Below are 24449 nucleotides of genomic sequence, written 5' to 3' on the forward strand. Positions count from 1 at the left end.
TATTCCCCCGAAAGCATCGGGGGGCGCTTGGGTTTGGAGAATTTCACACTCTTCGGGGCAAATGCGGTTGTCGTCTTCGTGATGGCATCGGCGTTCTTCGTGGCCGGAAGAGCCAGGAAAAGCGAACAGTTCTGGACGTCCTGGTTCCTTGCAAACGTCGTTATCGGCTTTGCGATCCTTGCATTCATGTTCGAGCGGAACCTGCCGGACCTGTTCCTGGTGACTGTTCCGAATGTCCTGCTTGTGCTGGGACTGAGCTGGCGGTGGCGGGCGGCACGCGAATTTGCCGGCCGTGCCGTGTCTCCGCTCGCACTGTGGGGGCCGTCGATCCTGTTCATCGTGGTCTGCGCCTGGCCGTGGGTCTTTGGCTCCTATGGGGCCGTCTATACCATCGTAAACGCGCTGCTGACCTGCCTGGCGGTTGCATCCGGCTTTGAATTCTGGCGCGATCGGGGCGACGGCCTGCCGTCACGATATGGCATGGTTGCAGCCTATGGCATCATCGCCGCATCCTTCGCGGCACGTGTCGGCCAGGGCCTATGGCAAGGCAGTGAAATGTCCCGCCATTTGCCCGACGACCTGATGCTGATGATCCATCTGGCCGTCGCCCTGCTGCATATTGCGGCGACCGGTGCGTTTGCGTTGTCGCTTGCCTATGAACGGGATGCAGTCAGATTGCGCCGGCTTGCGATGCATGACTCGCTCACCGGACTGTTGAATCGTAGTGCTTTCGAGGCACGTATTCGCGACTATCTGGCGACCGGAGAGCGCCATGATTTTGCAATCGTGCTGTTCGATCTCGATCATTTCAAGCAGATCAACGATACTTACGGCCATGCGGTGGGTGACGACACGCTGCGGGCCTGCGCGAAAGTTTTCAGCGAAAGCCTGCGCAACCCGAGCATCGTGGCGAGATGGGGCGGTGAGGAGTTTGCCGCTATTTTGACCAATATCTCGGCAGCTGACGCATTCGCGGTTGCCGAGCGGGTCCGCAGGAAGATCCGTGCCACCGTTATCATGTCGGGGCAGCACGAGGTGTGGGTCACTGTCAGCGCGGGTGTCTGCCATAGCTCCTCGGGGCTTGAAAATTTCGACGAGCTTCTGAAGAGGGCGGATGCCGGGCTCTATACCGCAAAGCATAATGGCCGTGATTGCGTGCAGAGGCTGGTGGCTTGACGGTCTCCAAACGGGAAGCTGCCTGTCATTGACAGGCATAGGGGCTGTCTCTAGCATCGCCTCATGTCGGCTTGGATCGTCATCTTGGGTGGAAAAAGCCTTCCATTGGCTGGGAACTGCGGCGATCGCGGCCCGTGAGGTCTGCATGCGGGCGACGGTCTGTCGCTTCGGAAAAATCTTCATTGGAAACAGGCGGTTCGGTGGTGCGGCGTAGATGCCGGCCTTCCTTCTCAATGAGACACATGAATGAGGCCCGGCAGGACGAATCCGGCCTCGCTGGATGTGACACCGGGTCATGAGGAACGCTGCTCCCATCGATCGTGAGATCGTGCTTGTCGGCGGTGGCCACGCGCATGTGCATGTGTTGACGGCCTTCGCCAAGCGCCCGCAACAAGGCGTCCGTCTGACGCTGGTCACGCGCGACCTCGATACACCCTATTCCGGCATGTTGCCGGGTCTGATCGCCGGCCTGTATCCGCGCGAAGAGGCCCATATCGACCTGGTCCGGCTGACGGCCGCGACCGGTGCAAGGCTGATCCACGCAGCTGCCTGCGGGCTGGATCGCCAGAGTAGCCGCGTGTTGCTGGAGGGGCGGCCGTCGCTCGCCTATGATCTCGTATCGATCGACGTCGGCATCACGCCGGCGCTGGATGCCATATCCGGCGCTGCCGAACACGGCATTGCGGTCAAGCCGATCGGGGGCTTCCTGGCCAAGTTCGAAGCGCTGCGCGAACGCCTGCTGGAACGCAACGGCCCCCGTCGTGTCGTGGTGGTCGGCGGCGGGGCAGGAGGGGTGGAACTCCTGCTGTCACTGCAGCGGCGCGTGATAGATGAAGCACGGCAGGCCGGCTTCGATCCGCATGGGTTCTCCTTTGCGCTGGTAACGGACGAACCGTTGCTCGCTACGCATAATGCGCGCGTGCAGGAGGCTTTTTGCGGTGTTTTCGCGCGCAAAAATATTGCCGTCATCGAGAACCGGCGGGTTGCCTCCATCGATGCGGATGGGATTTGCTTTGCCGATGGCGAAAGGTTCGATGCCGATGCGGTGCTGGTGACGACGCAGGCTGCCGCACCGCGATGGTTCCGCGATACGGGCCTGAAGCTTGACGAGGCTGGCTTCATTGCCGTTTCCCCGACCTTGCAGTCGCTCAACGATCCCACCGTCTTTGCGGCAGGCGATTGCGCAGCACTTGTCGATACGCCGCGCGAGAAGGCCGGTGTCTATGCGGTTCGTGCCGGCCCGCCGCTGACCCGCAACCTGCGCGCAGCCATTCGCGGTGAAAAGCCGAGGCCGTGGCGGCCGCAACGGCGCCATCTGGCCCTGATCTCGACGGGTGAGGCATATGCGGTGGCTTCGCGCGGCGCCTTCAAGGCTGAAGGGGCCTGGCTGTGGCGCCTGAAGGACTGGATCGACCGGCGCTGGATGTGCATGTACCAGGACACTGCGGCCATGTCCGCACGCATGGCCCAAACGGCAGCCGTACGGGTGAAGAACGAGGTCGAGGAGATGCGCTGCGGCGGCTGTGCTGCCAAGGTCGGCCCCGGCCCGCTGTCGCGGGCTTTGGCGCGGCTCGACCCGCCGCTTGGTGATGACAGCGTGCTTGTCGGCCTTGGCGCTCCGGACGACGCTGCGATTATCGCGACACCGAAGAATGGCCATCTGGTGCAGACGGTCGATTTCTTCCGCGCCTTCATCGATGACCCGTATATGTTCGGAGAGATCGCCGCGGGCCATGCGCTGAATGATATTTTTGCCATGGGCGGCACACCGCGCCATGCGCTCGCTACGGCCGTGGTGCCGCATGGTGCCTCGCACATCGTCGAGGAAGCGCTGTTTCAATTGCTGGCGGGTGCGCGGCGCTGCCTCGACCGGGAGGGCGTGACACTGGTTGGCGGCCACTCCAGCGAGGGGGAAGCGCTGTCCATCGGCTTGTCGGTCACCGGGACAGTGGACCCGGAACACATTATCCACAAGGGCGGCGTGCGGCGCGGCGATGCACTCATCCTCACGCGGCCACTCGGCACAGGCATTCTGTTTGCTGCCATGATGCGCGCCAAGGCATCGTCCGCCTCGATCGAGGCCGCACTTGCCGAAATGCGCCGCTCCAACCGCAGCGCCGCCGCCGTGTTGGCCGCGCATTCCGCCCGGGCCATGACCGATGTGACCGGCTTCGGGCTCGCCGGGCACCTGGGCGAGATGCTGGCGGCGAGCGGTGCGATAGCCTCACTCGATCTGTCGGCGCTGCCGCTCTATCCCGAGGTGGAGCTTCTGGCTGCGGGCGGCATCGCTTCGACGCTGCTGCCGGAGAACCTGGCCTTGCGCCGCCTGCTGACCGGTAGCCCGGATGCCCCGACGCTTGCGCTGCTGTTCGATCCGCAGACGGCGGGCGGATTGCTGGCCGGAGTGCCTGCAGAGCAGGCTGCCGCCTGCGTGGCGGCGTTGCATGCCGCCGGCCATATCCACGCGGCAATCATCGGCGGTGTCGAAAAGGACGGGCTTGCCGCCAGTGATGTGCGGATCGTGCCGGAAAGCAGGAGCAGGGCGCCGAGGCAGGCACGGCAAAAGACATCGCCTTCAGGGCATCATGTGCAGGAAGCGCAGCCTTCGAAGCCGTTTTCCTCCATCCATGCCTCATAGGCAGCAGCGACTGCGGGGCCGGTGACGAGATCGGCCTGCCAATCCGTGTCCGTAGGGCGAACCAGCATCATCCAGCCCTCGCCATAGCAATCGCTGTTGACGCTTGCCGCATGCGCCACGAGGGCCTCGTTGATCGCCTCCACCGTGCCGGCAAAGCCGGCGCGCACCGAGCCCACCCATTTGGCGCTTTCGACCGTTGCCATCGCGCGGCCAGCCTCGAACGGCTTGCCGACGCGCTTGGGCGTGAAGATGAGCACTTCGCGGGCGAGGGCCACGCCGACCGGTGTGATGCCGAGGCGCACAAGTCCACCCTCATGCGGTGCATACCAGACATGGCGGACAACGTCGTAAAACAGATTATCGGGAAAGCTGCAGCCGCGAACCAATGCCATGCTTGCCTCTAGTAGGTCAGGACCCGGCAGTCCTCCTCCATGATATCGCGTATCATGGAGGCAGCGCCCATCAGGCCGGAGCATTCGGCGATGAGATCGGATTCGCCGACCTCGAACAGGTCGAGATTGGCTGGGCAAGCCCAGAAGCGGGCGCCATGCTCATGCGCTTCCCTGATCCAGTCGAGAACCGTCTTCGGGTCGCTCGGCTTGACGCGGATCTTTTCCGCAACGCCCTTGATCATCAGCTTTCCGGCGGTGGCCGCGCAAACCACATCGACGGGGTAGTCCATCGCCGCGGCAATTGCCGCATGATAAAAGGGCGCGGCAAGTTCCTCCGGGTTGCGGGGATCGGTGTTGACCAGCACGATAAGCAGGCGCCGTGTCATGCCGGCAAGCTCGCCGGTTGGGAATGGGCCGGCTCCTCCCCTTCGACGAATTCGTCGGTCCCGATTTCTTCGGCAAGAAACTTTGTGGCCATGTCGGATTCCAGCGTGCTCAACCGGCCGCGAACCGGCCGCCTGTCGAGTGCCTGCGCAATGGCGTCACTCACCGCGTTGGCCACGCTTTGAAAATCAGGTGCGGAGCCGCCATCCGCGAGCGTCATGACGGGGAGGGGGATGTCAGCCGCCACTGGCATCCGTAGCACCCGCGCCATCTCCTCAAGATCGGCATCGATCAGCACGGTTCCCTGATGGACCAGGCTGCAGCCATCGTGCCAGCCGGCCGAACCTGACACTTTCTGCCCGCCAATCACGACATCGCCCGGTGGCCGAAAGCGTGCCGCAAAACCGAAGCTGGCGAGTGCGGTGGCGATTGCGCCGCAAACTTTTGTCGAAACCGCCTCCAGCGACGCAGCCGCCGAGCGCGCCATGACCAGATCCCAGGCAAGCACGCCGGGAGACATATAGACTGCCCCGCCGCCGGTGACGCGGCGTGCGATCTCGATGCCCTTGCGCGCGCAGAAGCTTCGATCGACGGCGTCATCGAGCAGCTGATGCCGCCCAAGCAGCACGGACCGCCGGTAGCAATGCAGGCGCAGCGTGTCTTCCAAGCTGCCGCCCAGATGGAGTTCCGAAAGCGCGGCAGTCACGGCGATGTTCCAGCGCGCGGAATTCAAACCGGTATCAATGACACGCAACGGCGTGTTCATTGCATCATCACCTCTTCGATCTTCAGCCGCCGCCCCCAGCGGTCGAAGAAATGGTTCTCGTTGAGGATCAGCCGGTTTGCCGTCAGTTCCTCGGCCAGCGTCTGCAGCTCGACCCGCGCGATTGTATCGGCGATGGGGCCGCCCGTGTCCTTGTCGGGCCGCACGGCAAACAGCACCCCGTCCCAGCCGGCGCCGGACTGGGCAAACAAGGTTGAGAGCTCGGCCCAGCGAACCTCGTCGCCGATGACATGGAAATAGGTGGACCGCAGCGGCGTGACGCTCAGCTCGCCAATAGTCACGAGGATGACAAGAGCGGTGAAGCCGCCCGTGCTGTGGAATTCATGCGCGATCCAATCGTCAAAGCGATTATGATCATGAACGGCTCTAGATTTCGACAAGCGGCAGCTCCACGATTTCCCGCTCCATGAGATTGAGGAACGCCGTGTTCCGGTTCTCCCCATACCATTTTTCGAACGCGGCGAGCGCATCGCCGACCAGCGGCTGCTCGTCCGTTTCCTCGGCAGGCCGCACCGCGCTCCAAATGGCAAGGACAACGGCATCGAACTGGTCAGCGACCTCTTTCTGCTTCTGAGTCGCGCCGTTCCAACTGACCTCACGGAAGAAGACGTTCCGGCCGATCTTCAGCGCATCCTCTTCATTTTCCGCAGAACTGACGGCCCGGCCGATCGCTTTCACCAGATTGAGGCGGCGAAAGGCGAATGCCCGCTCGGTCTTCAACTCCTCGGCCCGTAGCGCCGCCTGCTTGCGGAACTGTTCCTCGGCAATGCTGGCTTCCCGGGCAATGCTTCCGAGGTCTTCCAGATAGGCGGTGTAATATTCGCTGGTCATTGCGCTCCCCAATTCAACCGCTGCAGCCAGCGGGCCTCCTGAACACACCGGCATTTGTTTGCCGGCTCATGATCAGGAGCATGCTAGAATTTTGGCGGAAGAGAGTGGGAGTCGAACCCACCAAAGACCGTCTCACGGCCCCTCCCGGATTTGAAGTCCGGACGCCCCACCAGGGACGCATCTCTTCCAATTGGTTCGTCGGTTTCAACCATAGCCTCATCGGCGGGCCGGCGAAACAGGTCAATCCTGTATTTGTTGATCCGGCGAACATCGCCGCGCCGGAACGTGACGCCGTGCCGGTCGAGGAATTCAAGGATATGGATCGCCACCTTGCGACCATTGTCGAGGCGGTCGCGCAACTGGGCGGCGCTGAACTGTCCATCCTCGGCGGCCGCACTCAATTCGCAGGTGATCTCGACGATCTCGGCGACCGTGCCGCGCAGGAAGAAATGGTCGTGGTTGATCTCGTCCACGCGCCCCATGCGGCCAAGCAGCTTGAACAACCGTCTTATGTCGGGCTCCCGCTCGCCCAGCATTCCGGCGATGTCGCGAACGCGCGGCGGGCGGAACCGCTCCGCTCCGCCAATGAGGGGAGCGACCATCTCCCATAGCGCTTCGTCCTGTGGCGCCAGCCGCACGATATGGCTCGGCAATTTGACCCACGCGCCATCGAGCGCGATGGCGCCTGAATTGGTGAGGTCGCGCAATACGGCAGCGAAAGCCGGTGCGGGAAGTCGTGGCTCGCTCTGGAGACGCAGGCGTTCCACGCCCATGCCGGCAAGGTCCGGGTTCTCGGCGTGGAATTTTTCCAGCCTGGCAAGGATGCCGCGTTTCAGGCGCGGCCACGTCTCTTGCGCAAGCGCAAGTGTCTTGCCGCCCCCGCGCAGCAGGATCAGTTCGCTGCGTCTGGCGAGTGCTTCCACCCGTGTCGGGGTCAAGCCAAGATCGCGGCGGAATGCATCGATGTCGAGATAGTGGGGTGGCGTTTCGAGCAGCAGGGCCAGCGTGCCTTCGGGGTCGGCAATGGAATAGGCGTCCAGTTGCGCGATGCGCTCCGGCGTGCGGCGCTTGCGTGCCGGCGCACGCAGATCGAGAAGACGGCCGCCGCCGATCGTATGCTGGGCGCTGGTGTCGCGCAGCACGAAACGATCGCCCGACGCCGCTGCTATTGGCTTCTCCAGAACGAGCTGGACATATCCTTCCTTGCCCGGCGCAAGCGGCTCGTCGCCGAGCAGCACGACGCGGGCACCGATTTCGCAAGCCGCATGATGCAGCCGCACCGGCATCCATTGCGTGACCGGCTTTGTCTCGGATGCCAGAACATGAAGCTTGGCATCGATGCGGTCACAGGGTGCATGCAAAGATGGATCGAGCACCATGTCGCCGCGCGAGATTGCATCCTTGGAGACAGCATCGCCGGCGAGATTGAGGGCGCAGCGGTCGCCGGCGTTGCCGCGTTCGGCCTTCCTGTTTTGCGCGTGCAGGCTGCGAATTCTGGCCGAAATCCCGCTCGGGCTGACAGTGACATGGTCGCCGACGCCTATGGAACCGGAAAGCACAATGCCGGTCACCACAGTGCCGGCGCCCTGCAGCGTGAAGGAACGGTCGACGGCGAAGCGGAAGGCGTCGGCCTGGCTCCCGCGCTCCACCAGCCGGGAGGCGTCGATCAGCCGGCCATGCAGATCATTCACGCCAACCCCGGTGGCGGATGAAGCCGCGACGATGTCGGCGCCTTCCAGCCTCGTTCCAAGAAGGGCGTTGGCGATCTCGTTGCGCGCTGCCGCCAACCGGTCCGCATCGACAAGGTCGGCCTTGGTGAGGGCGACGATGCCGCGCTCGATTCCGAGCAGGTCGAGGATGGCCAGATGCTCGCGCGTCTGCGGCATCACGCCATCGTCAGCCGCGACCACGAGCAGCGCAAAATCTATGCCCGCCGCACCTGCCAGCATGTTGTGGACGAAGCGCTCATGTCCCGGCACGTCGACGAAGCCGATGACGCTGTCGTGGAGGCCGGGCATATAGGCAAAGCCGATATCGATGGTGATGCCGCGGTCTTTTTCCTCTTTCAGCCGGTCGCCATCCACGCCGGTCAGTGCTCGCACGAGCGAGGTTTTGCCGTGGTCGATATGGCCTGCCGTGCCGATGATCATGCCACCGGCTCCGGCAAGGGCATTTCGGCCCGGCGGCCGGCCTCGGCAATCTGCGCCTCGGAGAGCGTCGCCTTGACCGCCCCGATGAAAGGTTCTGCCAGCTCGCTGCCTCCCGCACGGGCACGCAAGAGCCAGGCAAGCGCAGTCAGCGCATCGCGGGGGACGCCGGCACCCAGATGAAAGGCTGCCCCCAGCATCGCCTGCGCATCCGCCTGGCCGCGCGCGGCTGCGCGATCCCACCACCGCACCGCCTCCGAAGGGTCACGCTCGACGCCAAGCGCGTTGTGATACATCATGCCGAGGCGCGTCATGGACGTGGCGATGTCCTGTTCCGCGGCTTTGCGCGCCCAGCGCAGAGCTTCGGCCGGATCGGGTTCGATGATTTCACCTTCAAGCAGCATCCAGCTCAGCATGTCCTGGCCTTCGGCATCACCGGCCTCCGCCGCCAGTCGGTAAAACTCGGCAGCGCGGACAGGATTTTCCTCCGTGCCGTCGCCCTTGAAATAAGCCGTCGCGAGATTGCGCTGGCCGACCGGATCGCCGCCATCTGCGGCCAGCGTCAGCCATTTCAATGCCAATTCCGGATCACGCTCGACACCAAGGCCGCTCGAAAAGCAGGCGCCGATATTGTTTTGCGCCCGTGCGACCCCCTGATGCGCGAGCGGGCCCCAGATCGACAGGGCTTTCGCATAGTCGCCCTCCCGAGCCGCTGCCAGTGCCATTTCCATCTGCTCCTCGGCACTGAGCGGTGGTGTGGCAGGCGGGCGGCGCAGCAGACGTTCGAACAGGCCCATCATGCGCCTCCTTCGAGACGCAGTTGACCAAGATTGCGCCGGAAGCCGGCTTCATCTTCCAGGCAGCGCAGGTCGAGGATGAAGGCCTGGTCGGCAATGCGGCCAATGACCGGCACGGGAAGCGCCCGGAAGGCCGCCGCCAGACCCGCAACTACATGGCCGCCGGCCTTTGGATCGGTAGGCCGGATTGCAATTCCGGCACTTGCGATCGTCTCTTGCGGTAGTGAACCCGACCCGATCTGGCTGGAGCAAGGCACCACCTCGACACTGAAGCCATCGCCTGTCGCATCCGTCACTGCGGACGCCAGGTCGTATGCCAGTGCTTCGATCGCATCCCTCGGGCGCGACAGCAGGCGCAGCGTCGGCAGGCGCTGTGCGATGCGCTCGGGATCGAGATAGAGCCGAAGCGTGGCCTCGATCGCCGCGAGCCGGATCTTGTCCACCCGCATTGCCCGCTTCATCGGGTTCTTGTTGATACGGGCGATGAGGTCGGCGCGGCCGGCGATGAAACCGGCCTGCGGGCCACCGAGCAGCTTGTCGCCGGAGAATGTGACGATATCGGCGCCTTCGGCTACCGCGTTGGCGACCGTTGGCTCACGCGAAAGGCCATATTGCGACAGGTCCACAAGCGTGCCGGAGCCGAGGTCGTTGACCAACGGGATGCCGTGTTCGCCCGCCAGCGGCGCCAGCGCGCTGGCGGGAACTTCCCGCGTGAACCCTTCGATACGATAATTCGAAGTGTGAACTTTCAGCAAGAGGCCGGTTTCAGGCCGGATCGCGCCGGCATAATCGCTGAAATGCGTGCGGTTTGTGGTGCCGACCTCGACAATATGCGTGCCCGCGCGCTTCATGATGTCGGGCATGCGGAACGCGCCGCCGATCTCGATCAGTTCCCCGCGTGACACCACGCCTTCCCTGCCGTTGGCAAAGGTGTTCAAGGCCAGCAGCACCGCGGCCGCGTTGTTGTTGACGACGGTAACGTCTTCGGCCCCCGTCAGGTCGATCAGCAATTGCCGGATGAGGGAATCGCGCTCGCCGCGCTTGCCGCCATCGAGATCATATTCGAGGGCGAGTGCATGCCGCATTGCCGTCACGGCCGCATCGATTGCTTCCTCTGCCAGTAGGGCTCGGCCGAGATTGGTGTGCAGTACCGTGCCCGTCAGGTTGAAGACCGGCCGCACCTTCGGCAGGCTTGCCGTTTCCAATTGAGCCACTGCCTTAACGGCAATGTCATCGGTGCTGCAGGCCGCACCGCCACGGGCACGGATCGCCTCGCGCGCCGCGCCCAGGCTGTCGCGTACCGAAGTGACAACCAGTGGCCGCCCGAAACGTTCGACCGCAAGTTTTGCCGTTTCGGTACGAAGCACCTGATCGACCGATGGCAGTTTCTGAAAGGGCACCGGATTTGCCTGCGATGCCATGGCTGCTCAATAGCCGATCAGGAAAGGGTTGACCGCGCCGCGCCGGAAGTCGAGCTCGCTGAGAAGCAAGTCCAGCCCCAGCGAGGCCACATCATCGGCGATGGGGTCGAGATCGGGATTGTCGAGCTGGTACAGCACCTTCACATAGCCGTGGCATGAACTGCAGGTTTCGGCCTTGATGTCGCCTGCTTCGCCGTCGATGGCCTGGAACGTGATCTCCTGGGTCGAGCCGCAGAGCGTGCATTTGGCACGGATGTAGTTCCACAGTGTGCCGCAGAGCGAGCAGGAGCAGAAACGCGAGCCATGAGCTCCATTCCAGCCGACGATCAGCGAGCTGGATGGCGTGCCGCCGCAGGTTGGGCAGACGCCGTCGCCCACAGGCTTGAGGGAGGCCGGATCGAGCCGTGCCGCAAGCCGCGCGAAATGAACCTGGAGGACGGCCGCCACCAAGCTGTGTTCTGCCACCGCGTCGGCGGGAGCCGTGTCTGTCAGCACATTGCCAATGATGCCCAGCCGCATGTCCTGGTCGGCAGTTTGAAGGCGCAACAGCGCTTCGCGCGCAGGCTGCGGCATATCGAGCGCGCCAGCGGCGGAGGTCAGCCGGTCGAAAAGGGAGTTGAAACTATCGTCGGCGACAAAATCGCGGCGATTGAGCGGCGGCATCTCATATTGCGCGGCACGCTCGAGCATTTCCGGTTGAGGCAGTTCAGGTTCCGCCAGGTCGCTCTGTATGGCCGCCTGAAGCTCGCAAAGATTGGCGAGGAATGTCAGGTAGGGGCCAAGGTCGTGACCGGCCGCCAGCTGGCGAAAGCGGGCGGCGCGGTCGGTAAAGAGCCTTTCGGGATCGGGAAGCCGCACGAAAGGCGGCTTCGCGATATTGCCCAGCTTGGAAGGATCGGCTTTCAGTTGGTCGAACTTCTTCAATTCCTTACCTCACGAACCGCACGGGCCACGTGTTGCCAGCCCTTCTTCATCCGTTACTCGGCAGGTGTTACCCCTTTGGGCTTGCCTTTGGACTTGTCGGAGACAAGTTCCCTCAGCCAGCGACGATGATGCCGCCATGCCCACCCCCCGGTCACGCGACCGCGGGTCATGGCGCCGATCGTGCCGCGCACCCAGATGGCGGCATAGACATGGACGATCCATACGCAGATCGCCACGATTGCCACGATCGCATGGATCAGCACGGCCACGCGCTGTTGATCGACAGTGAAATATTCACTGAAGAACTGCTGCCAGATCACCACGCCGCTGGCGGCGAGGATCACGATGATCAGCGACATCGACCAGAACACCATCTTCTGTCCGGCATTGTATTTGCCGACCTCAGGCAGCTTCTCATCGTTTTTGGTCAGCACGTCCTTGAGGCGCCCGAGCCAGACATTGTCCGTCCGCTCCCACAGATTGAGCTTCCAGAAGCGGAAGAACAAGCCGAGGAAGCTGAGGAGCAGCACCACCCCGATGAAGGGGTGGATTATTCTTGCAAGCGCGCCGCCGCCAAACAGCCCGGTCAGGAAATACAGGCTCGGATGAAACAGAGCCAGACCGGACAAGGCAAGCAGCACGAGGCTGATTGCCGTGATCCAGTGATTGACACGGGCGGCAGCACTGTAGCGGTCCACCGTGACCGGGTTGCCTCGGTGGACGCTGTCGCCTTTCGCAACTTCGCTGTGCGTGGTCATGTCCTTTCGCCCTCCGCCAGACGTTTTGCTGCTTCCTCATCCGCCGACGAAACCCGATTCGCGCCGGAGACGAGGTGATGGAGGAACCCGAATGCCGCGAAAGCACCGATGGCTGTCAGGCCGGCATATTTGGTCAGGCCCTTCCACGCTTCGACCATCGGGCTGATGCGCGGATTGTTGGCAAGCCCCGCATAGATCTCCGGTCGGTCGTTGTGATGCAGAACATACATCACATGCGTGCCACCCACGCCGGGAGGATCATAGAGGCCGGCATTGGCATAGCCACGCGACTTCAGATCCTCGATGCGGGTCGCCGCATATTGCTTCATCTCCTCCTTGGTACCAAACACGATCGCCTGTGTCGGGCAGGCCTTGGCGCATGCCGGCCCCTGGCCGACCGCAACGCGGTCGACGCAGAGCGAGCATTTGTAGGCCTTGTGATCGACCTTGGAGATGCGCGGAATGTTGAAGGGGCAGCCCTTCACGCAATAGCCGCAGCCGATGCAGTTCTCATGCACGAAGTCGACGATGCCGTTGGTGTACTGCACGATCGCACCGGGGGCCGGGCAGGCCTTGAGGCAGCCCGGATCCTCGCAATGCATGCAGCCATCCTTGCGGATCAGCCATTCGAGATTACCGGTCTCGGTATTCTCGAATTCGGTGAAGCGCATCAACGTCCATGTGTTCGGCGTCAGATCGTGCGGGTTGTCATAGACGCCGGTATTGATGCCGACCTCCTCGACCAGCTCGTTCCACTCAAGACATGCCGACTGGCAGGCCTTGCAGCCGATACATTTCGAGACGTCGATCAGCTTGGCGACTTCGGTTTGCCGCTCAGCCGGCGGCGTGATTGTCGAGGCTGAGCGGCGGAGCAGGTCGGCCTCGCCGAATTTCGGCGGGACCGCTTCCGTGGTTGGGTTTTGGATGGGTGGAAACATCGCCGCCTCCTATGCCACCGGCCCGGAAACGGGCTCGATATCAACAAGGAACGCCTTGAACTCAGGCGTCTGCGAGTTCGCGTCGCCGACAGGTGGCGTGAGCGAGTTTATCGGTGAGGCTTTCTTCGTCTCGCCGATGAAGCCGAAATGCAGCGGCAGACCGATGGTATGAACGGTCTTGCCGTCGACCTGGAGCGGAACGAGCCGCTTGGTGACGACTGCCTTGGCCTTGACCTCGCCGCGGTTGGACCAGATGCGGACCAACTGCCCCATGGCGATACCCTTCTCCTTTGCCAGCTGTTCCGACATTTCCACGATGGCTTCCGGCTGCAGGACCGCGTTCGTATGCACGTTCTTGGTCCAGAAGTGGAAGTGCTCCGTCAGACGATAGGTGGTTGCCACGATGGAGAATTCGGAAGAATCGCCGAAGATCTCCATATCGTTGTTGAACACCCGTGCCGCCGGGTTGCCCCGGATCGCAGGGAAGATCGGATTCTTCACCGGCGATTCAAACGGCTCGTAATGGGCCGGGAACGGTCCATCCGCCATCAGGCCTCTCACCCACAGGCGCGAGACACCTTCCGCGTTCATGATGAACGGTCCGGTAGCCTGCTCCGGCGGAATGGTCGCCACATAGTCCGGCACATCCGGCCCGGTCCAGCGCTGGCCATCCCAGTACATGTACTTCTTGGCCTCGCTCCACGGCTTGCCTTGCGGGTCGGCCGAAGCGCGATTGTACTGGATGCGGCGGTTGGCAGGCCAGGAGAAGCCCCAGTTGCCGAACACGCCCAGCCCCGACGGATCGTCGTTGTCACGGCGTTGGGCGAAGTTGCCCTTGGGGCCGTAGACACCGGTGTAGATCCACATGGAGCCGTCGGTCGAGCCGTCGTCGCGCATCTCGCCGAAACCGGCGAGCTGTTCGCCGGCGCGGCGGATGACATTGCCCTCCGCGTCGGTGACATCTGCCAGCGCCTTGCCGTTGAGCTCCCGCAGGAGTTCGTCGGGCTGCGGCTCGAGCGGGTTCTCATAGCTCCAGTCGATAGCCATCAGCGGATCCTTGCCGGTACCGCCTTCGGTCTCGTAGAGCTTGCGAATCCGCACGAAGAGATCCGAGAGGATATCGATGTCCTTGCGGGACTCGAAATACGGATCGGCGGCAGGCCACTTCCACTGGATGCAGCGGCTGGAGTTGGTGAAGCTGCCCTCTTCCTCGGCAAACGACGTCACCGGGAGCATGAACACTTCGGTCTGGATGCTGGCGGTATCAACATCGTTGAATTCGCCGTGATTCTCCCAGAACCGGACCGTGTCGGTCTCGATCGGATCCATGCTGACGAGGAATTTGAGCTTGGACAGCGCCGCCACCGTCTTGCCGGAATAGGCAATCGACATCAGCGGGTTGAAGCCCTGGCACAGCATTCCCGTGGTCTTGCCCTGATGCATGACATCGAACATGCGCAGGGCGTCATAGGCCACGTCCACCTTGGGCAGCCAGTCATATCCGAAATTGTTTTCCTTTGTCGCCTTGGCCCCGAAGTAGCTCTTCAGGAAGCTGACATAGAATTTCGGATAGTTCTGCCAGTAGCTGGTCTGGTTCGGCTGCAGCGGCTTGAAGGTCCGCTTGGCAAGGTGCGCCTCCAGTGTCGGCTCCTTGTCGGTCGGCAAGGCCAGATAGCCCGGAATTGCCGCCGTAAGCGTGCCGACATCGGTGATGCCCTGGACGTTGGAGTGTCCGCGAAGTGCGTTCACGCCGCCGCCCGGGATGCCGATATTGCCGCACAGCAACTGGATCATCGCCGCGGTGCGGATGTTTTGCGCACCGCTCGAATGCTGCGTCCAGCCCAGCGCATACATGATCGTCATGGCCCGCTCGCCATTGGCGGTGGATGCGGCCCATTCCGCCACCTTCAGGAACTTGTCCTTCGGGGTTCCGCTGACGCGTTCGACCATTTCGGGGGTGTAGATCTCGAAATGCTTCTTCATCAGCTGGAAGACGCAACGCGGGTCTTTGAGCGTCATGTCGCGGACGGCAAAGCCATCCGGCCCCATCACATATTCCCACGTGCTGCGGTCGTAGCTGCGCTTCTCCTCGTCGTATCCGGAGAAGAGACCTTCGTTGAACTCGAAGTCGTCCCTCACGATGTAGGCGGCGTTGGTATAGTGCCGGACATATTCGTGATGGATCTTGTCATTGGTCAGAAGGTAATTGACCACGCCCGAGAGGAAAGCGATGTCGCTTCCCGGACGGATCGGCGCATAGTGATCCGCCACCGCCGCCGACCGGTTGAACCGGGGATCGACGACCATGAGCTTGGCGCCACGCTCGGCTTTCGCCTCGGTGACCCACTTGAAACCGCAAGGATGTGCCTCTGCGGCGTTGCCTCCCATAATCCAGACGAGATCAGTATTCTTGATATCCGTCCAGCTGTTTGTCATCGCACCGCGACCGAATGTTGGGCCCAAACTGGACACCGTCGGTCCGTGTCAAATGCGTGCCTGATTCTCGATCTGCAGCATTCCCAGGCCGCGCGAGACCTTGTAGGTCAGCCAGCCGGTTTCGTTCGTGACCGAACTTCCCGAAAGGAAAGCCATCGTCGGCCAGCGATTGACGGGAACGCCGTCATTGTTGGTCTCGATGAAATTGGCGTCACGATCCTCTTTCATCAACTTGGCGATGCGCTCCATCGCGAAGTCCCACGTCACCCGCTCGAACGTGTTGGTGCCCGGCTTGCGGTACATCGGGTATTTCACGCGGGTCTTGGACTTGATGTAATCAATTGCCGCCGCGCCTTTCGGGCACAGCGTTCCACGGTTCACCGGGTTGTCGACGTCACCCTCGATATGGGTGACTTCCATCTTCCCGGCTTCTGCCTTGCTTTCCGCCGAAAAGATCATCATGCCGCAGCAAACGGCACAATAGGGACACGAGCTGCGTGCTTCCTTGGTAGTGGTCAACCTGAAAGGCTTGACTGACGCGGCATAGGCGGCCTCGACGCCGCCAAACCCGAACGCCCCTAAGGTCGTTCCGGCAACGCCAACGCTCGCGCCCTTCAGGAAGGCGCGACGCGAGAGATCCATATTCATTGGCTTCCTCCACATAGCGACCCCACCGGGGCACGGTCAGAATTCTCACTGACTATCAAAACCATAGCCCTGCAATCGATCTTTGCAACAAACATTTTCAAAGATTGAACTAAGTATTGAGATCGAAGGATTCTTCCTCACCTTTTAAAATATGATAGCATTTGTCATGTTTTCTCTGCCGGACATAGTTCTCCAAGCCGTAAGCAGCGTAAGTGGCCTGGCCCGCTTGCAACATGCACGTCGATGCTGAACAGTATGAGGCGGGCGCGATTACGCTCCGCACATCACGGAAAGATCGACAGGCGACCTATGAAGGAGACCAGACTGGACTTGCGCGGCCTGCGCTGCCCTTACCCTGTGCTGCGTGCCAAGAAGGCGTTGCGCGACATCGACATTGGCGGCGAACTCGTTCTGGAATGCACCGATCCGCTGACCGTGATCGATGTTCCTCATTTCGTCTCCCAGACCGGCCACGCCCTTGTGGCGCAGGACCGGCAGGACGATCTCTTCATCTTCAGGATCGTACGAAAGCGGTGAGCGGGGCGGACGTGCCGCCCAGCTCACCTGATTGTCGCATGATCCGCCGGTTGGGGATCATGCACGCGGCAGATTCATGCCGTGATCTCTGCCGACGTGATCGTGTATTTGAAGCCGTCGGCATCGAGGCAGTCGAGCAAGGCGCCAGCGATCTCGGCCTGCGGGTACATCAGGAAGGCCACCTTGTGATCCGACCCCGGCAGGACGAGATCATGGGCGGTGTTGTAGGCCAGCCAGTTGCCTTCCCACGAGCCGAACAGCTTTTCCCGGACAGCGGTGACCAGCGGCGAATCGATCGCGTTGTCGCGGGGCGGCTCTTCCAGCATCACCTTGCGGACATCGGCCGGATCGGCCGCCACCCAACCGTGATCGGATAGATAGACTTCCGCGCGGCAATGCTGCGACTTGGTGATGGTTTCGGAGCCTGCACCGAGGCTCTTGTAGCCGAACTTCGAGGGCGCGACCCTTATGCCGTAGACATCGCGCGCCGGCAGGCCTGCGGCCCTGGCGAGCGCGACATAAAGCGCATTCAGGTCGGCACATTTACCGCCGAGATTGCCTGAAAGCAGCAGGCTGGCGACATCTCCGGTTCCGCAGCCGAGAGTCTCGGCCTTGCGATAGGTGTTTTCCACGACCCACTCATAGATCGCCCTGGCCTTGTCGGCATCGCCGGACAGGCTGGCCGTGATCTCATCGGCGGTCTGCTTCACCAGGCCATCGGTTGGCATCAGTTCGGTTGCTTCAAGATAGATCTGGCGCTCTGCGTCGCTCAAGGGTGCGGCCTTGCCGGACGCGTTCAATGTGGCGGCGCGGTCGCGCGTCTTGAAGCGGCTTTCGACCTCGATTGTCGACGGCTGATCGCCGGCAAAGCGGGCATGAAGCAGCTTCGCACCATATTTAGGGTCCGTCACGATTTCGGCCGCAGCTTCATTGCCGGTCCATTTATCGCCTACCGGCAATATCCATCCGCCGTCCTCGAGCGCGGGCAGCGGCACCCATGCCTGCACGGCTCCATCCGCCTTCGGAATTTCGAGGCGTGTGGTGATGCGGAAGCTGCGCCACTCGCCGGGCTGGGGATCGAATCGCGCAGTCGCGCCTGCGATGCCGGGCAGTATCAGCGCTGCTGTCGAACAGGCGGTCGCGCCGGCCAGGAAATCACGTCGGTTTATCATTTTCATCTGCCTCCCTCTTATCCACGTCTCGCCGATCGTCCCTCGGCAGGGTTTTGATCAACTCATCCAGTGCGGAGTTGACCGAGGGATCATCCCAATCGACGTCACGCTCCACGAACAGGACGGGCACAAGGTTGGAATCCAATATGAAGCTGCTCGGCAGCGCCTTGACCTGCCAGGCTTTGATGACGGCGCGGTCGCGATCGAGCAGCACCGGGAAACTGGCCGGATTGCGCTTGAAGAAGTTGCGCACGCGCGCGTCCACCTCGCCGACATCAATGGCGAGGATGCTCAGCTCATCGCCTTGCCGGCGCACTGCCAATCGTTCGAGTGACGCCATTTCCTCCACGCATGGCTCGCACCATGTGGCGAAGAAATGGACGAGCACCGCGCGCCCCTTGTGGTCGTCAAGGGAAACCCGGCCGTGATAGAGGCTTTCGAGATGCAGGGGCGGCTTGGGTTCGCCCGTCCAGCGGGCAAGCTCGGCGGAAAAAGCCGCCGTGGCGCCTGAAACCAGCAGGAGAGCCGCAGCCATGGGTTTGAGCCAATGCCGACAGACAACCATCCATCGCGAATGGTGATCGCGGGCTGAGTCGGATGGAAGAGAAGCACCCCGAGCCTCGGGGCCCGTGTCGAAGGCCACGCCTTACCTTCATGTCGATGTGGGGCATTGTCAATGCCATGCAGCGGGCATTGACAATCGGGGGCCAGCGGTACACTCTAAAATCGAAAAAGATTTCGCTTAGCGAATTTTTGGGAGGAAGACGGTGATTACGAGACGAAATTTCAACAGGCTGGCGGCTGCCGCAGCTTCCGGCCTGGCCATGCCGGCCGTGCTGACCGGCCGCGCCTTCGGCCAGGACAAGCCGATCCGGTTCGGGGCGAGCATTTCCCTGACGGGCGCGCTGGCAGGCACCAAGAACGGCCAGATCGGCTATGAACTCTGGCGCGACGACGTCAACGCGGCCGGCGGTCTGCTTGGCAGACCCGTCGAACTGGTCCTGCTCGATGACCAAAGTACAGCTTCAAATATACCTGCAATCTATTCTGCGCTTGTCGATGTCGAGAAGTGCGATGTTCTGTTCGGACCTTACGGCGCCAGCCTCACGGCACCGGTAATGCCCTTCATCAAGCAGCGTGACTTGTTCATGATCGGCATGTTTCCGCTCGCCGGCAATGACCAGGCAAAGCACGACAAATTCTTCCACAGCGCGGCCTGGGGCCCCAATTCGGGAACCGATTGGGCGCGCGGATTCTTCGATCTGGCAAAGTCGGTGGGGGTCAAAAAGCTGGCCATTCTGGCCAACGATCTCGAATTTTCCAAAAACGCCGCCGTGGGTGGAGCGAAGGTTGCCGAGGAATACGGCATGGAGATCGTCTTCAACCAGAGCTATCCGCCCAATACGTCGGATTTTTCCACGATCCTGCGCAATATCAGTGCGGCCAATCCTGATGCGGTGTTCATCGGCTCCTATCCCGCCGACAGCACGGCCATCATCCACAGCGTTCGGGAGATCGGCGTTCCCGACAGCGTCAAGCTGTTCGGCGGCGCCATGATCGGCCCGCAATATGGTTCGCTGCTGAGTTCGCTTGGCCCGGAACTGAACGGGCTGGTGAACTGCCATCTGTTTTCGCCCGAGCCCACCATGCAGTCCGCCGAGATCAAGAGCTTCTTCGATCGCTACGTTCCACGGGCGGAGAAGGAGGGCGTCGATCCGCTCGGCTTCTACATTCCGCCCTTCTACTATGTCGCGGGCCAACTGGCCGCCGCTGCTATCACAGGCGCCGGCTCGCTCGACCAGGCCGCCATGGCTCAATGGCTTCACGCCAACAAGGTGGACACCATCGTCGGCCCGGCGACCTTCAACGAGATCGGCGACTGGACGACGCGCAGGGTTCTGATGGTCCAGATCCAGAATGTGGAGGGCAACGACCTGGCCCAGTTCCGCGAGGCCGGTCGCCAGGTCATTATCGACCCGCCCGAGCTCAAGTCGGGTGACCTCATCCATCCCTACAACAAGGCACGTGCCGGCTAGGCAGCTAGAGCATCGGACCGAAAAGTGGAATCCGGTTTTCGGAATATTCCGATGCTCAATCAAAGTGTTAGAGCGTCCTTTGTGCGTCTGATTAGACGCACGGCGCTCTAAGCAGCGCAGTAGGACGAGGCCGGCCGCGCAGCGGCCGGCCCTGGATGAGGGTGTATGACACAGTTTGATCTATTCATGAACGTGGTCGCCACGGGCGTGCTTCTTGGCAGCGTCTATGCTGCGGTGGCGCTGGGCCTGGCGATCACCTTCGGAATTCTGCATATCCCGAATATCGCCCATCCGGCTCTCGTGATCATGGGCGGCTATTTCGTCGTCCATGCCAATCGGTTCGGCGTCGATCCGTTGATCGCGGCCCTGGTCGGCCTTGTTCCGTTCTACCTGCTGGGGATGCTGCTTTATTCCTTCTATGCCAATACGTTCGAAAGGCGGGGGCGCGCTGACGTATTGCAAAGCCTGACGCTTTTCTTCGGCCTGTCGCTGGTCATCGAAATCATCCTTGTGCTGGCCTATGGGTCGGAGCTCAAATCCCTCACCGCGCCCTATATAGGCAGCAGCCTGAGATTCGGCCCGCTCACCATTCCCTCACGACTGCTCGTGCCGGCTATCCTCGGGCCAGCCACGGTGGGCGCGCTCTGGCTCTACTTCAGATACACCAATTCCGGCACCGCTATCCGCGCGGTCGCCCATGACGAGCGCGCGCTGTCGATTGCCGGGCTCGACCCTGCCGCGATCAAGCGCCAGGCCTTCGGGCTGGCCACGGCAACGGCCGTCATCGGCGGCGCCGCCCTTGCCATGATCGGGCCGATCGATCCGTTCAGCGGGCGCTTCCAGATCGGGCGGGTCTTTGCCATCGTCGTGCTCGCCGGCATGGGCTCCATACCGGGCACGCTGGTGGTGGCCATCGGGCTCGGCATAGCCGAGACGTTGATCGCCTCATATCTCAATCCGGCCTGGTCGCCCGGCGTGGCCTTCGCCATGCTGCTCGGTGCGCTCGCGCTGCGCCCGCAAGGGCTGTTCGGAACTGTGCGATGACGCGTGGCGGTTGGACTTTCGGCTTGGCCATGCTGGTCATCGTGCTGGCGGGGTTCCTTGCGCCCCATGTGCTCAAGAATCCGTTCTATTTCTTTGCCGGCTATGTCATCCTGCAATATGTCGTCATTGCCACCGGCTGGAACATCCTTGGCGGATATGCCGGTTACATCAATTTCGGCGCGGCGGGTTTCTTTGGAGCAGGAGCCTATGCTTCCGCCTTCCTGTTCAACGCTTTCGGCATTCCCTTGTGGGGCAGCCTCATTGCGGCCTGCGTGATCGGCGCCGGGCTTGGCCTTTTGATGGGCTATCTCACGCTGCGCATCCAGGGGGTCTATTTCGCCATTGCCACACTGGGGCTGGTCATCATCCTGGAGACGATCATCCACAATATCCCCGCCCTTGGCGGCGCGCGTGGAATGGTGGTGTACGGGCCGCCGCCGCCCGGCTGGGCCGCCGGGCCTCCGCAATACATGTTCGTCCTGATGCTGTTGATTGCGGTCGCCAGCGTGTCGCTGGCGCGCTGGATGCAATTGTCCTGGGTGGGGCGCGGCCTGCGCGCAGTCCGCGCCAGCGAAGACGCGGCGGAATGCTCAGGCGTTCCGACATTGCGGCTCAAGCTGCTCGCCTGCGCCGTCAGCGGTGCCGTCCTGGCTGCGGCCGGCGCGCCCTATCCATTCTATACATCCTTTGTGGAGCCGGTGACTGCCTTCAGCCTGATCATCGGCCTCAACGCCATCGCCATGCCGCTGATCGGCGGCACGCGCAGTTGGCAGGGCCCGGTCATCGGCGCCCTGCTACTGGCCACCACGCAGCAGATCGCGACGATCACCATCTCCTCCGAACTCAACATCCTCTTTGTCGGCGTCGTGCTTATCGCCTTTGTCGCGCTGGCCCCGAACGGTTTGATCGGGCTTGTCCGCCGGAAGGGCACGGAGGCGCGCCTATGAGCCGGCCTGCCCTGTCGATGTCCGGTGTCGAAAAGTCCTTCGGGCCGTTTCGGGCGCTCGGACCGGTCGATCTCGACCTGATGGCAAATGAAAGGCTTGGCATCATCGGCCCCAACGGTGCCGGCAAGACTACCCTGATCAACTGCATTACCGGCGTGCTGAGGCCGGATAGCGGTTCGGTCCGGTTCGAAGGAGCCGATATCACCGCGCTTCCCAGCTTCAGGCGCGCTCGCCTCGGCATATCCCGCACCTTCCAGATTCCGCATCCCTTCAGGGGAATGTCGGTGGTGGAGAACCTGCTGGTTCCGCTGGACTATATCCATGGTGTCGAGGACAGGCACCGGCGCGCAGCCGAGGTACTGGAGAGGGTGGGGCTGTCGGCGCGTGCCGCCTACCCTTCCGAGGACCTTTCCCAACTTGAACTTCGCAAGCTCGAATTGGCCAGAGCGCTCGTCGGCAATCCGAAAGTGCTGATTGCCGACGAGGCGATGGCCGGGCTTTCGGAAGCCGAGATCGATGAGGTCCTGGCCATATTGTACAGCCTCAACGAGCAGGGCGTGGCGGTGATCATGATTGAGCACATCATGCATGCCGTCATGCGCTTCTCGCAACGTGTCGTGTGCTTTGAGACAGGGCAACTCATAGCTTCGGGCACGGCCGAGGAAGTGACCCGCAACCCGACGGTGCAGAAGGTGTATTTTGGTGAACAGGCTCATCATTGAGAATCTGAGCGCCGGCTATGGTGCGGTGTCTGTCTTCCATGACGTGTCGATCGAGGTCACGGAAGGCGAGTTTGTCGCCCTGCTCGGCACCAATGGAAACGGCAAGAGCACCTTGCTTAACTGCATCATGGGCTTCATCAAGCCCACGCGTGGCCGCATCATTCTCGAATGGGACGGCAAGGCGCTTGATCTGACCGCACTCCCGGCACATGAAATCGTCCGGCGGGGCCTTTCCATGGTTCCCGAAGGGCGACGGCTGGTTCCTAGCCTTTCGGTCGAGGACAATCTCAGGCTGGCGGGAAGCAATCCGGTCGTACGCGATCGGCTAAGCCAGAATCTCGAATATTGCTACCAGACCTTCCCGCTTCTGCGCGAGCGCAAGGCGCAATTGGCCGGCACGATGAGCGGTGGCCAGCAACAATTGCTGGCCATTGCCCGCTCGCTGATGGGAGTGCCCAAGATCATCGTGGTCGACGAACCATCCGTTGGCCTGGCGCCGATCGTCGTCAGCCAGGTCATCGAGGTGATCCGGACGTTGCAGAAGGACAACAACCTGACCATCCTGATGGCCGAGCAGAGCTTCCTGCAGGCGATCGACGTGGCGTCGCGAGCCTATGTCCTGGCTCACGGCCGCATTGCCCGCAATTTCGACAGAAGTTCCGGTGATATCGACCACGACGACATCCGCCGCGCACTGCTCGGTGCAGCCTGATTTCCTCCGCTATCGCCGAAACCGGCTCAGCAAAGTTGAACGAAGCCCAAAAACATTCGCTACACGAAATTCCATTCGACTAATGGCATCCGTGATATATTGACATATCGAGATGAGATTCGTTCAGACGGGCCAATCGGATAGCTGCAGAGAATGAGCGACGAAAAAAACCCGGAATATGTCGAAGCGCTGGCGCGGGGCCTCGCTGTCATTGAAGCCTTCGATGAAGAGACGCCCGAGATGACGCTAACGGAACTGGCGCGCAAGGTCGACATGTCGCCGGCGACCGTCAGGCGCAACCTGCACACACTGGAGGCCTTGGGCTTTGTGTGTCGCAACCACAAGCATTTCCTGCTCGCCCCGCGAATCCTTACGCTGGGCTCGGCCTATCTCAAGGCGGTGCGCGTGGACGAGGCGATCATGCCGGAACTGCACCGCATTACCGAATTGTTCGGCGACGCGGCCAATGTGGCGGTACTGGACGGGGTCAATGTGCTCTACATCGCGCATCTTTCCGAAACGCGGGCGGCGCGGCGCATGGCTAGCATCGGCGTCACCTATCCTGCCTATGCGACCTCTATGGGCAGGGTATTGCTTGCCCATTTGGCGCCCGAAGAGGTCGACGATTATTTCAAGAAAGCCGAGTTGCGCAAACTGACCGACATGACCGTCACCGACGAGGAGGCCCTTCGCGCCATCCTGGCCGAGGTGCGGGTCAATGGCTATTCGATCACGATAGACCAACTCGATTACGGCATCACCGCTCTGGCGGTGCCGATCCGCGACGGTGTCGGCAAGGTGGTGGCCGCCGTCAACACATCCGGCTATTCGCCCCGCCTGAAGCCACAGGACCTGCTTGAGCAGCGACTTGCCGAAATGCGTATTGCCGCCGCACGCGTCTCCAATCTCCTGCTGCGCTATCCCGCCCTGCTGCATTCGCTCGGAACGCACTGAGCCGACTCAATTTCTTTCTTTGCTCGCAAGCCACGGAAAGGCCTGACGGTT

General features: G+C 62.1%; 22 protein-coding genes, 1 tRNA gene and 1 pseudogene. 9 read left to right on the forward strand and 15 right to left on the reverse strand.

The features are described 5' to 3' along the window. Positions 1 to 33: 33 nt before the first annotated feature. On the forward strand, positions 34 to 1176 hold the full coding sequence (locus EET67_RS16300) for a GGDEF domain-containing protein (protein ID WP_128627258.1): 1143 nt from the start codon (positions 34 to 36) through the stop codon (positions 1174 to 1176). Between the two features lie 295 nt (positions 1177 to 1471). Continuing rightward, positions 1472 to 3814, forward strand: a complete 2343-nt coding sequence (gene selD / locus EET67_RS16305) for a selenide, water dikinase SelD (RefSeq protein ID WP_128627259.1) — start codon at positions 1472 to 1474, stop codon at positions 3812 to 3814. Here the strand turns inward: selD and EET67_RS16310 are convergent. The 13 genes and pseudogenes from EET67_RS16310 to fdnG all read right to left on the reverse strand — a co-directional run bounded on the left by EET67_RS16310 (position 3760) and on the right by fdnG (position 16274). Beyond that, entirely contained in the window at positions 3760 to 4206 is a 447-nt protein-coding gene (locus tag EET67_RS16310) for a glycine cleavage system protein H (RefSeq protein WP_165899929.1), read from the reverse strand. The genes selD and EET67_RS16310 overlap by 55 nt on opposite strands. A gap of 8 nt (positions 4207 to 4214) precedes the next feature. Next, positions 4215 to 4592: a DsrE family protein gene (locus EET67_RS16315; protein ID WP_128627261.1), complete on the reverse strand. Its 378-nt coding sequence runs from the start codon at positions 4590 to 4592 to the stop codon at positions 4215 to 4217. Further along, the gene (locus EET67_RS16320) at positions 4589 to 5356 is read right to left on the reverse strand and encodes a lipoate--protein ligase family protein (protein WP_128627262.1); all 768 of its coding nucleotides are present in this window, start codon (positions 5354 to 5356) and stop codon (positions 4589 to 4591) included. Before EET67_RS16320 ends, EET67_RS16315 begins: the two co-directional genes overlap by 4 nt. After that, positions 5353 to 5754, reverse strand: a complete 402-nt coding sequence (locus tag EET67_RS16325; protein WP_128627263.1) for a hypothetical protein — start codon at positions 5752 to 5754, stop codon at positions 5353 to 5355. The genes EET67_RS16320 and EET67_RS16325 overlap by 4 nt, the downstream gene beginning before the upstream one ends. After that, positions 5741 to 6205 (reverse strand): hypothetical protein, encoded by a 465-nt coding sequence (locus EET67_RS16330; protein WP_128627264.1) that lies wholly within the window; start codon positions 6203 to 6205, stop codon positions 5741 to 5743. Before EET67_RS16330 ends, EET67_RS16325 begins: the two co-directional genes overlap by 14 nt. Positions 6206 to 6297: 92 nt before the next feature. Continuing rightward, positions 6298 to 6393, reverse strand: a tRNA-Sec gene (locus EET67_RS16335). Between the two features lie 129 nt (positions 6394 to 6522). Then, positions 6523 to 8355, reverse strand: a pseudogene (gene selB, locus EET67_RS16340) (selenocysteine-specific translation elongation factor); the annotation flags it as partial. Beyond that, the gene (locus tag EET67_RS16345) at positions 8352 to 9149 is read right to left on the reverse strand and encodes a tetratricopeptide repeat protein (protein ID WP_128627265.1); all 798 of its coding nucleotides are present in this window, start codon (positions 9147 to 9149) and stop codon (positions 8352 to 8354) included. The gene EET67_RS16345 and the pseudogene selB, both read right to left, overlap by 4 nt. Then, positions 9149 to 10570 (reverse strand): L-seryl-tRNA(Sec) selenium transferase, encoded by a 1422-nt coding sequence (gene selA / locus EET67_RS16350; protein ID WP_128627266.1) that lies wholly within the window; start codon positions 10568 to 10570, stop codon positions 9149 to 9151. Before selA ends, EET67_RS16345 begins: the two co-directional genes overlap by 1 nt. A 6-nt stretch (positions 10571 to 10576) precedes the next feature. Then, positions 10577 to 11494 (reverse strand): formate dehydrogenase accessory protein FdhE, encoded by a 918-nt coding sequence (gene fdhE / locus EET67_RS16355; protein ID WP_128627267.1) that lies wholly within the window; start codon positions 11492 to 11494, stop codon positions 10577 to 10579. A gap of 53 nt (positions 11495 to 11547) precedes the next feature. Further along, on the reverse strand, positions 11548 to 12252 hold the full coding sequence (locus tag EET67_RS16360) for a formate dehydrogenase subunit gamma (RefSeq protein WP_128627268.1): 705 nt from the start codon (positions 12250 to 12252) through the stop codon (positions 11548 to 11550). Then, a complete protein-coding gene (gene fdxH / locus EET67_RS16365; protein ID WP_128627269.1) occupies positions 12249 to 13190 on the reverse strand; it encodes a formate dehydrogenase subunit beta in 942 nt (313 codons plus the stop codon). The genes EET67_RS16360 and fdxH overlap by 4 nt, the downstream gene beginning before the upstream one ends. A gap of 9 nt (positions 13191 to 13199) precedes the next feature. Next, a complete protein-coding gene (fdnG, locus tag EET67_RS16370) occupies positions 13200 to 16274 on the reverse strand; it encodes a formate dehydrogenase-N subunit alpha (protein ID WP_128627270.1) in 3075 nt (1024 codons plus the stop codon). A gap of 309 nt (positions 16275 to 16583) precedes the next feature. Here fdnG and EET67_RS16375 point away from each other — a divergent pair, with 309 nt between their 5' ends. Beyond that, the gene (locus EET67_RS16375) at positions 16584 to 16811 is read left to right on the forward strand and encodes a sulfurtransferase TusA family protein (protein WP_128627271.1); all 228 of its coding nucleotides are present in this window, start codon (positions 16584 to 16586) and stop codon (positions 16809 to 16811) included. Positions 16812 to 16885: 74 nt separating this feature from the next. Here EET67_RS16375 and EET67_RS16380 read toward each other — a convergent pair whose 3' ends face one another. Together EET67_RS16380 and EET67_RS16385 are read right to left on the reverse strand one after the other, a co-directional pair. Then, the gene (locus tag EET67_RS16380) at positions 16886 to 17980 is read right to left on the reverse strand and encodes a transglutaminase-like domain-containing protein (protein ID WP_245450967.1); all 1095 of its coding nucleotides are present in this window, start codon (positions 17978 to 17980) and stop codon (positions 16886 to 16888) included. Then, positions 17967 to 18518, reverse strand: coding sequence for a TlpA disulfide reductase family protein (locus tag EET67_RS16385; RefSeq protein ID WP_245450955.1), 552 nt, complete (start codon positions 18516 to 18518; stop codon positions 17967 to 17969). Before EET67_RS16385 ends, EET67_RS16380 begins: the two co-directional genes overlap by 14 nt. Before the next feature lie 232 nt (positions 18519 to 18750). Between EET67_RS16385 and EET67_RS16390 the strand changes: the two genes are divergently transcribed. From EET67_RS16390 to EET67_RS16415, 6 genes are all read left to right on the forward strand, one after another. Continuing rightward, the gene (locus EET67_RS16390; RefSeq protein WP_128627274.1) at positions 18751 to 20019 is read left to right on the forward strand and encodes an amino acid ABC transporter substrate-binding protein; all 1269 of its coding nucleotides are present in this window, start codon (positions 18751 to 18753) and stop codon (positions 20017 to 20019) included. A gap of 165 nt (positions 20020 to 20184) precedes the next feature. Continuing rightward, positions 20185 to 21063 carry a branched-chain amino acid ABC transporter permease gene (locus EET67_RS16395; protein WP_128627275.1) on the forward strand — a complete coding sequence of 293 codons (879 nt, stop codon included), beginning with the start codon at positions 20185 to 20187 and terminating at the stop codon, positions 21061 to 21063. Further along, positions 21060 to 22010, forward strand: coding sequence for a branched-chain amino acid ABC transporter permease (locus EET67_RS16400; protein WP_128627276.1), 951 nt, complete (start codon positions 21060 to 21062; stop codon positions 22008 to 22010). The genes EET67_RS16395 and EET67_RS16400 overlap by 4 nt, the downstream gene beginning before the upstream one ends. Further along, positions 22007 to 22732, forward strand: a complete 726-nt coding sequence (locus EET67_RS16405; protein WP_128627277.1) for an ABC transporter ATP-binding protein — start codon at positions 22007 to 22009, stop codon at positions 22730 to 22732. The genes EET67_RS16400 and EET67_RS16405 overlap by 4 nt, the downstream gene beginning before the upstream one ends. Next, entirely contained in the window at positions 22713 to 23444 is a 732-nt protein-coding gene (locus EET67_RS16410) for an ABC transporter ATP-binding protein (protein WP_245450957.1), read from the forward strand. Before EET67_RS16405 ends, EET67_RS16410 begins: the two co-directional genes overlap by 20 nt. Before the next feature lie 153 nt (positions 23445 to 23597). Beyond that, the gene (locus EET67_RS16415) at positions 23598 to 24398 is read left to right on the forward strand and encodes an IclR family transcriptional regulator domain-containing protein (RefSeq protein WP_128627278.1); all 801 of its coding nucleotides are present in this window, start codon (positions 23598 to 23600) and stop codon (positions 24396 to 24398) included. The last annotated feature ends 51 nt before the right edge of the window (positions 24399 to 24449 follow it).

Source organism: Borborobacter arsenicus, from assembly GCF_003934165.1.
Taxonomy (GTDB): domain Bacteria; phylum Pseudomonadota; class Alphaproteobacteria; order Rhizobiales; family Rhizobiaceae; genus Pseudaminobacter; species Pseudaminobacter arsenicus.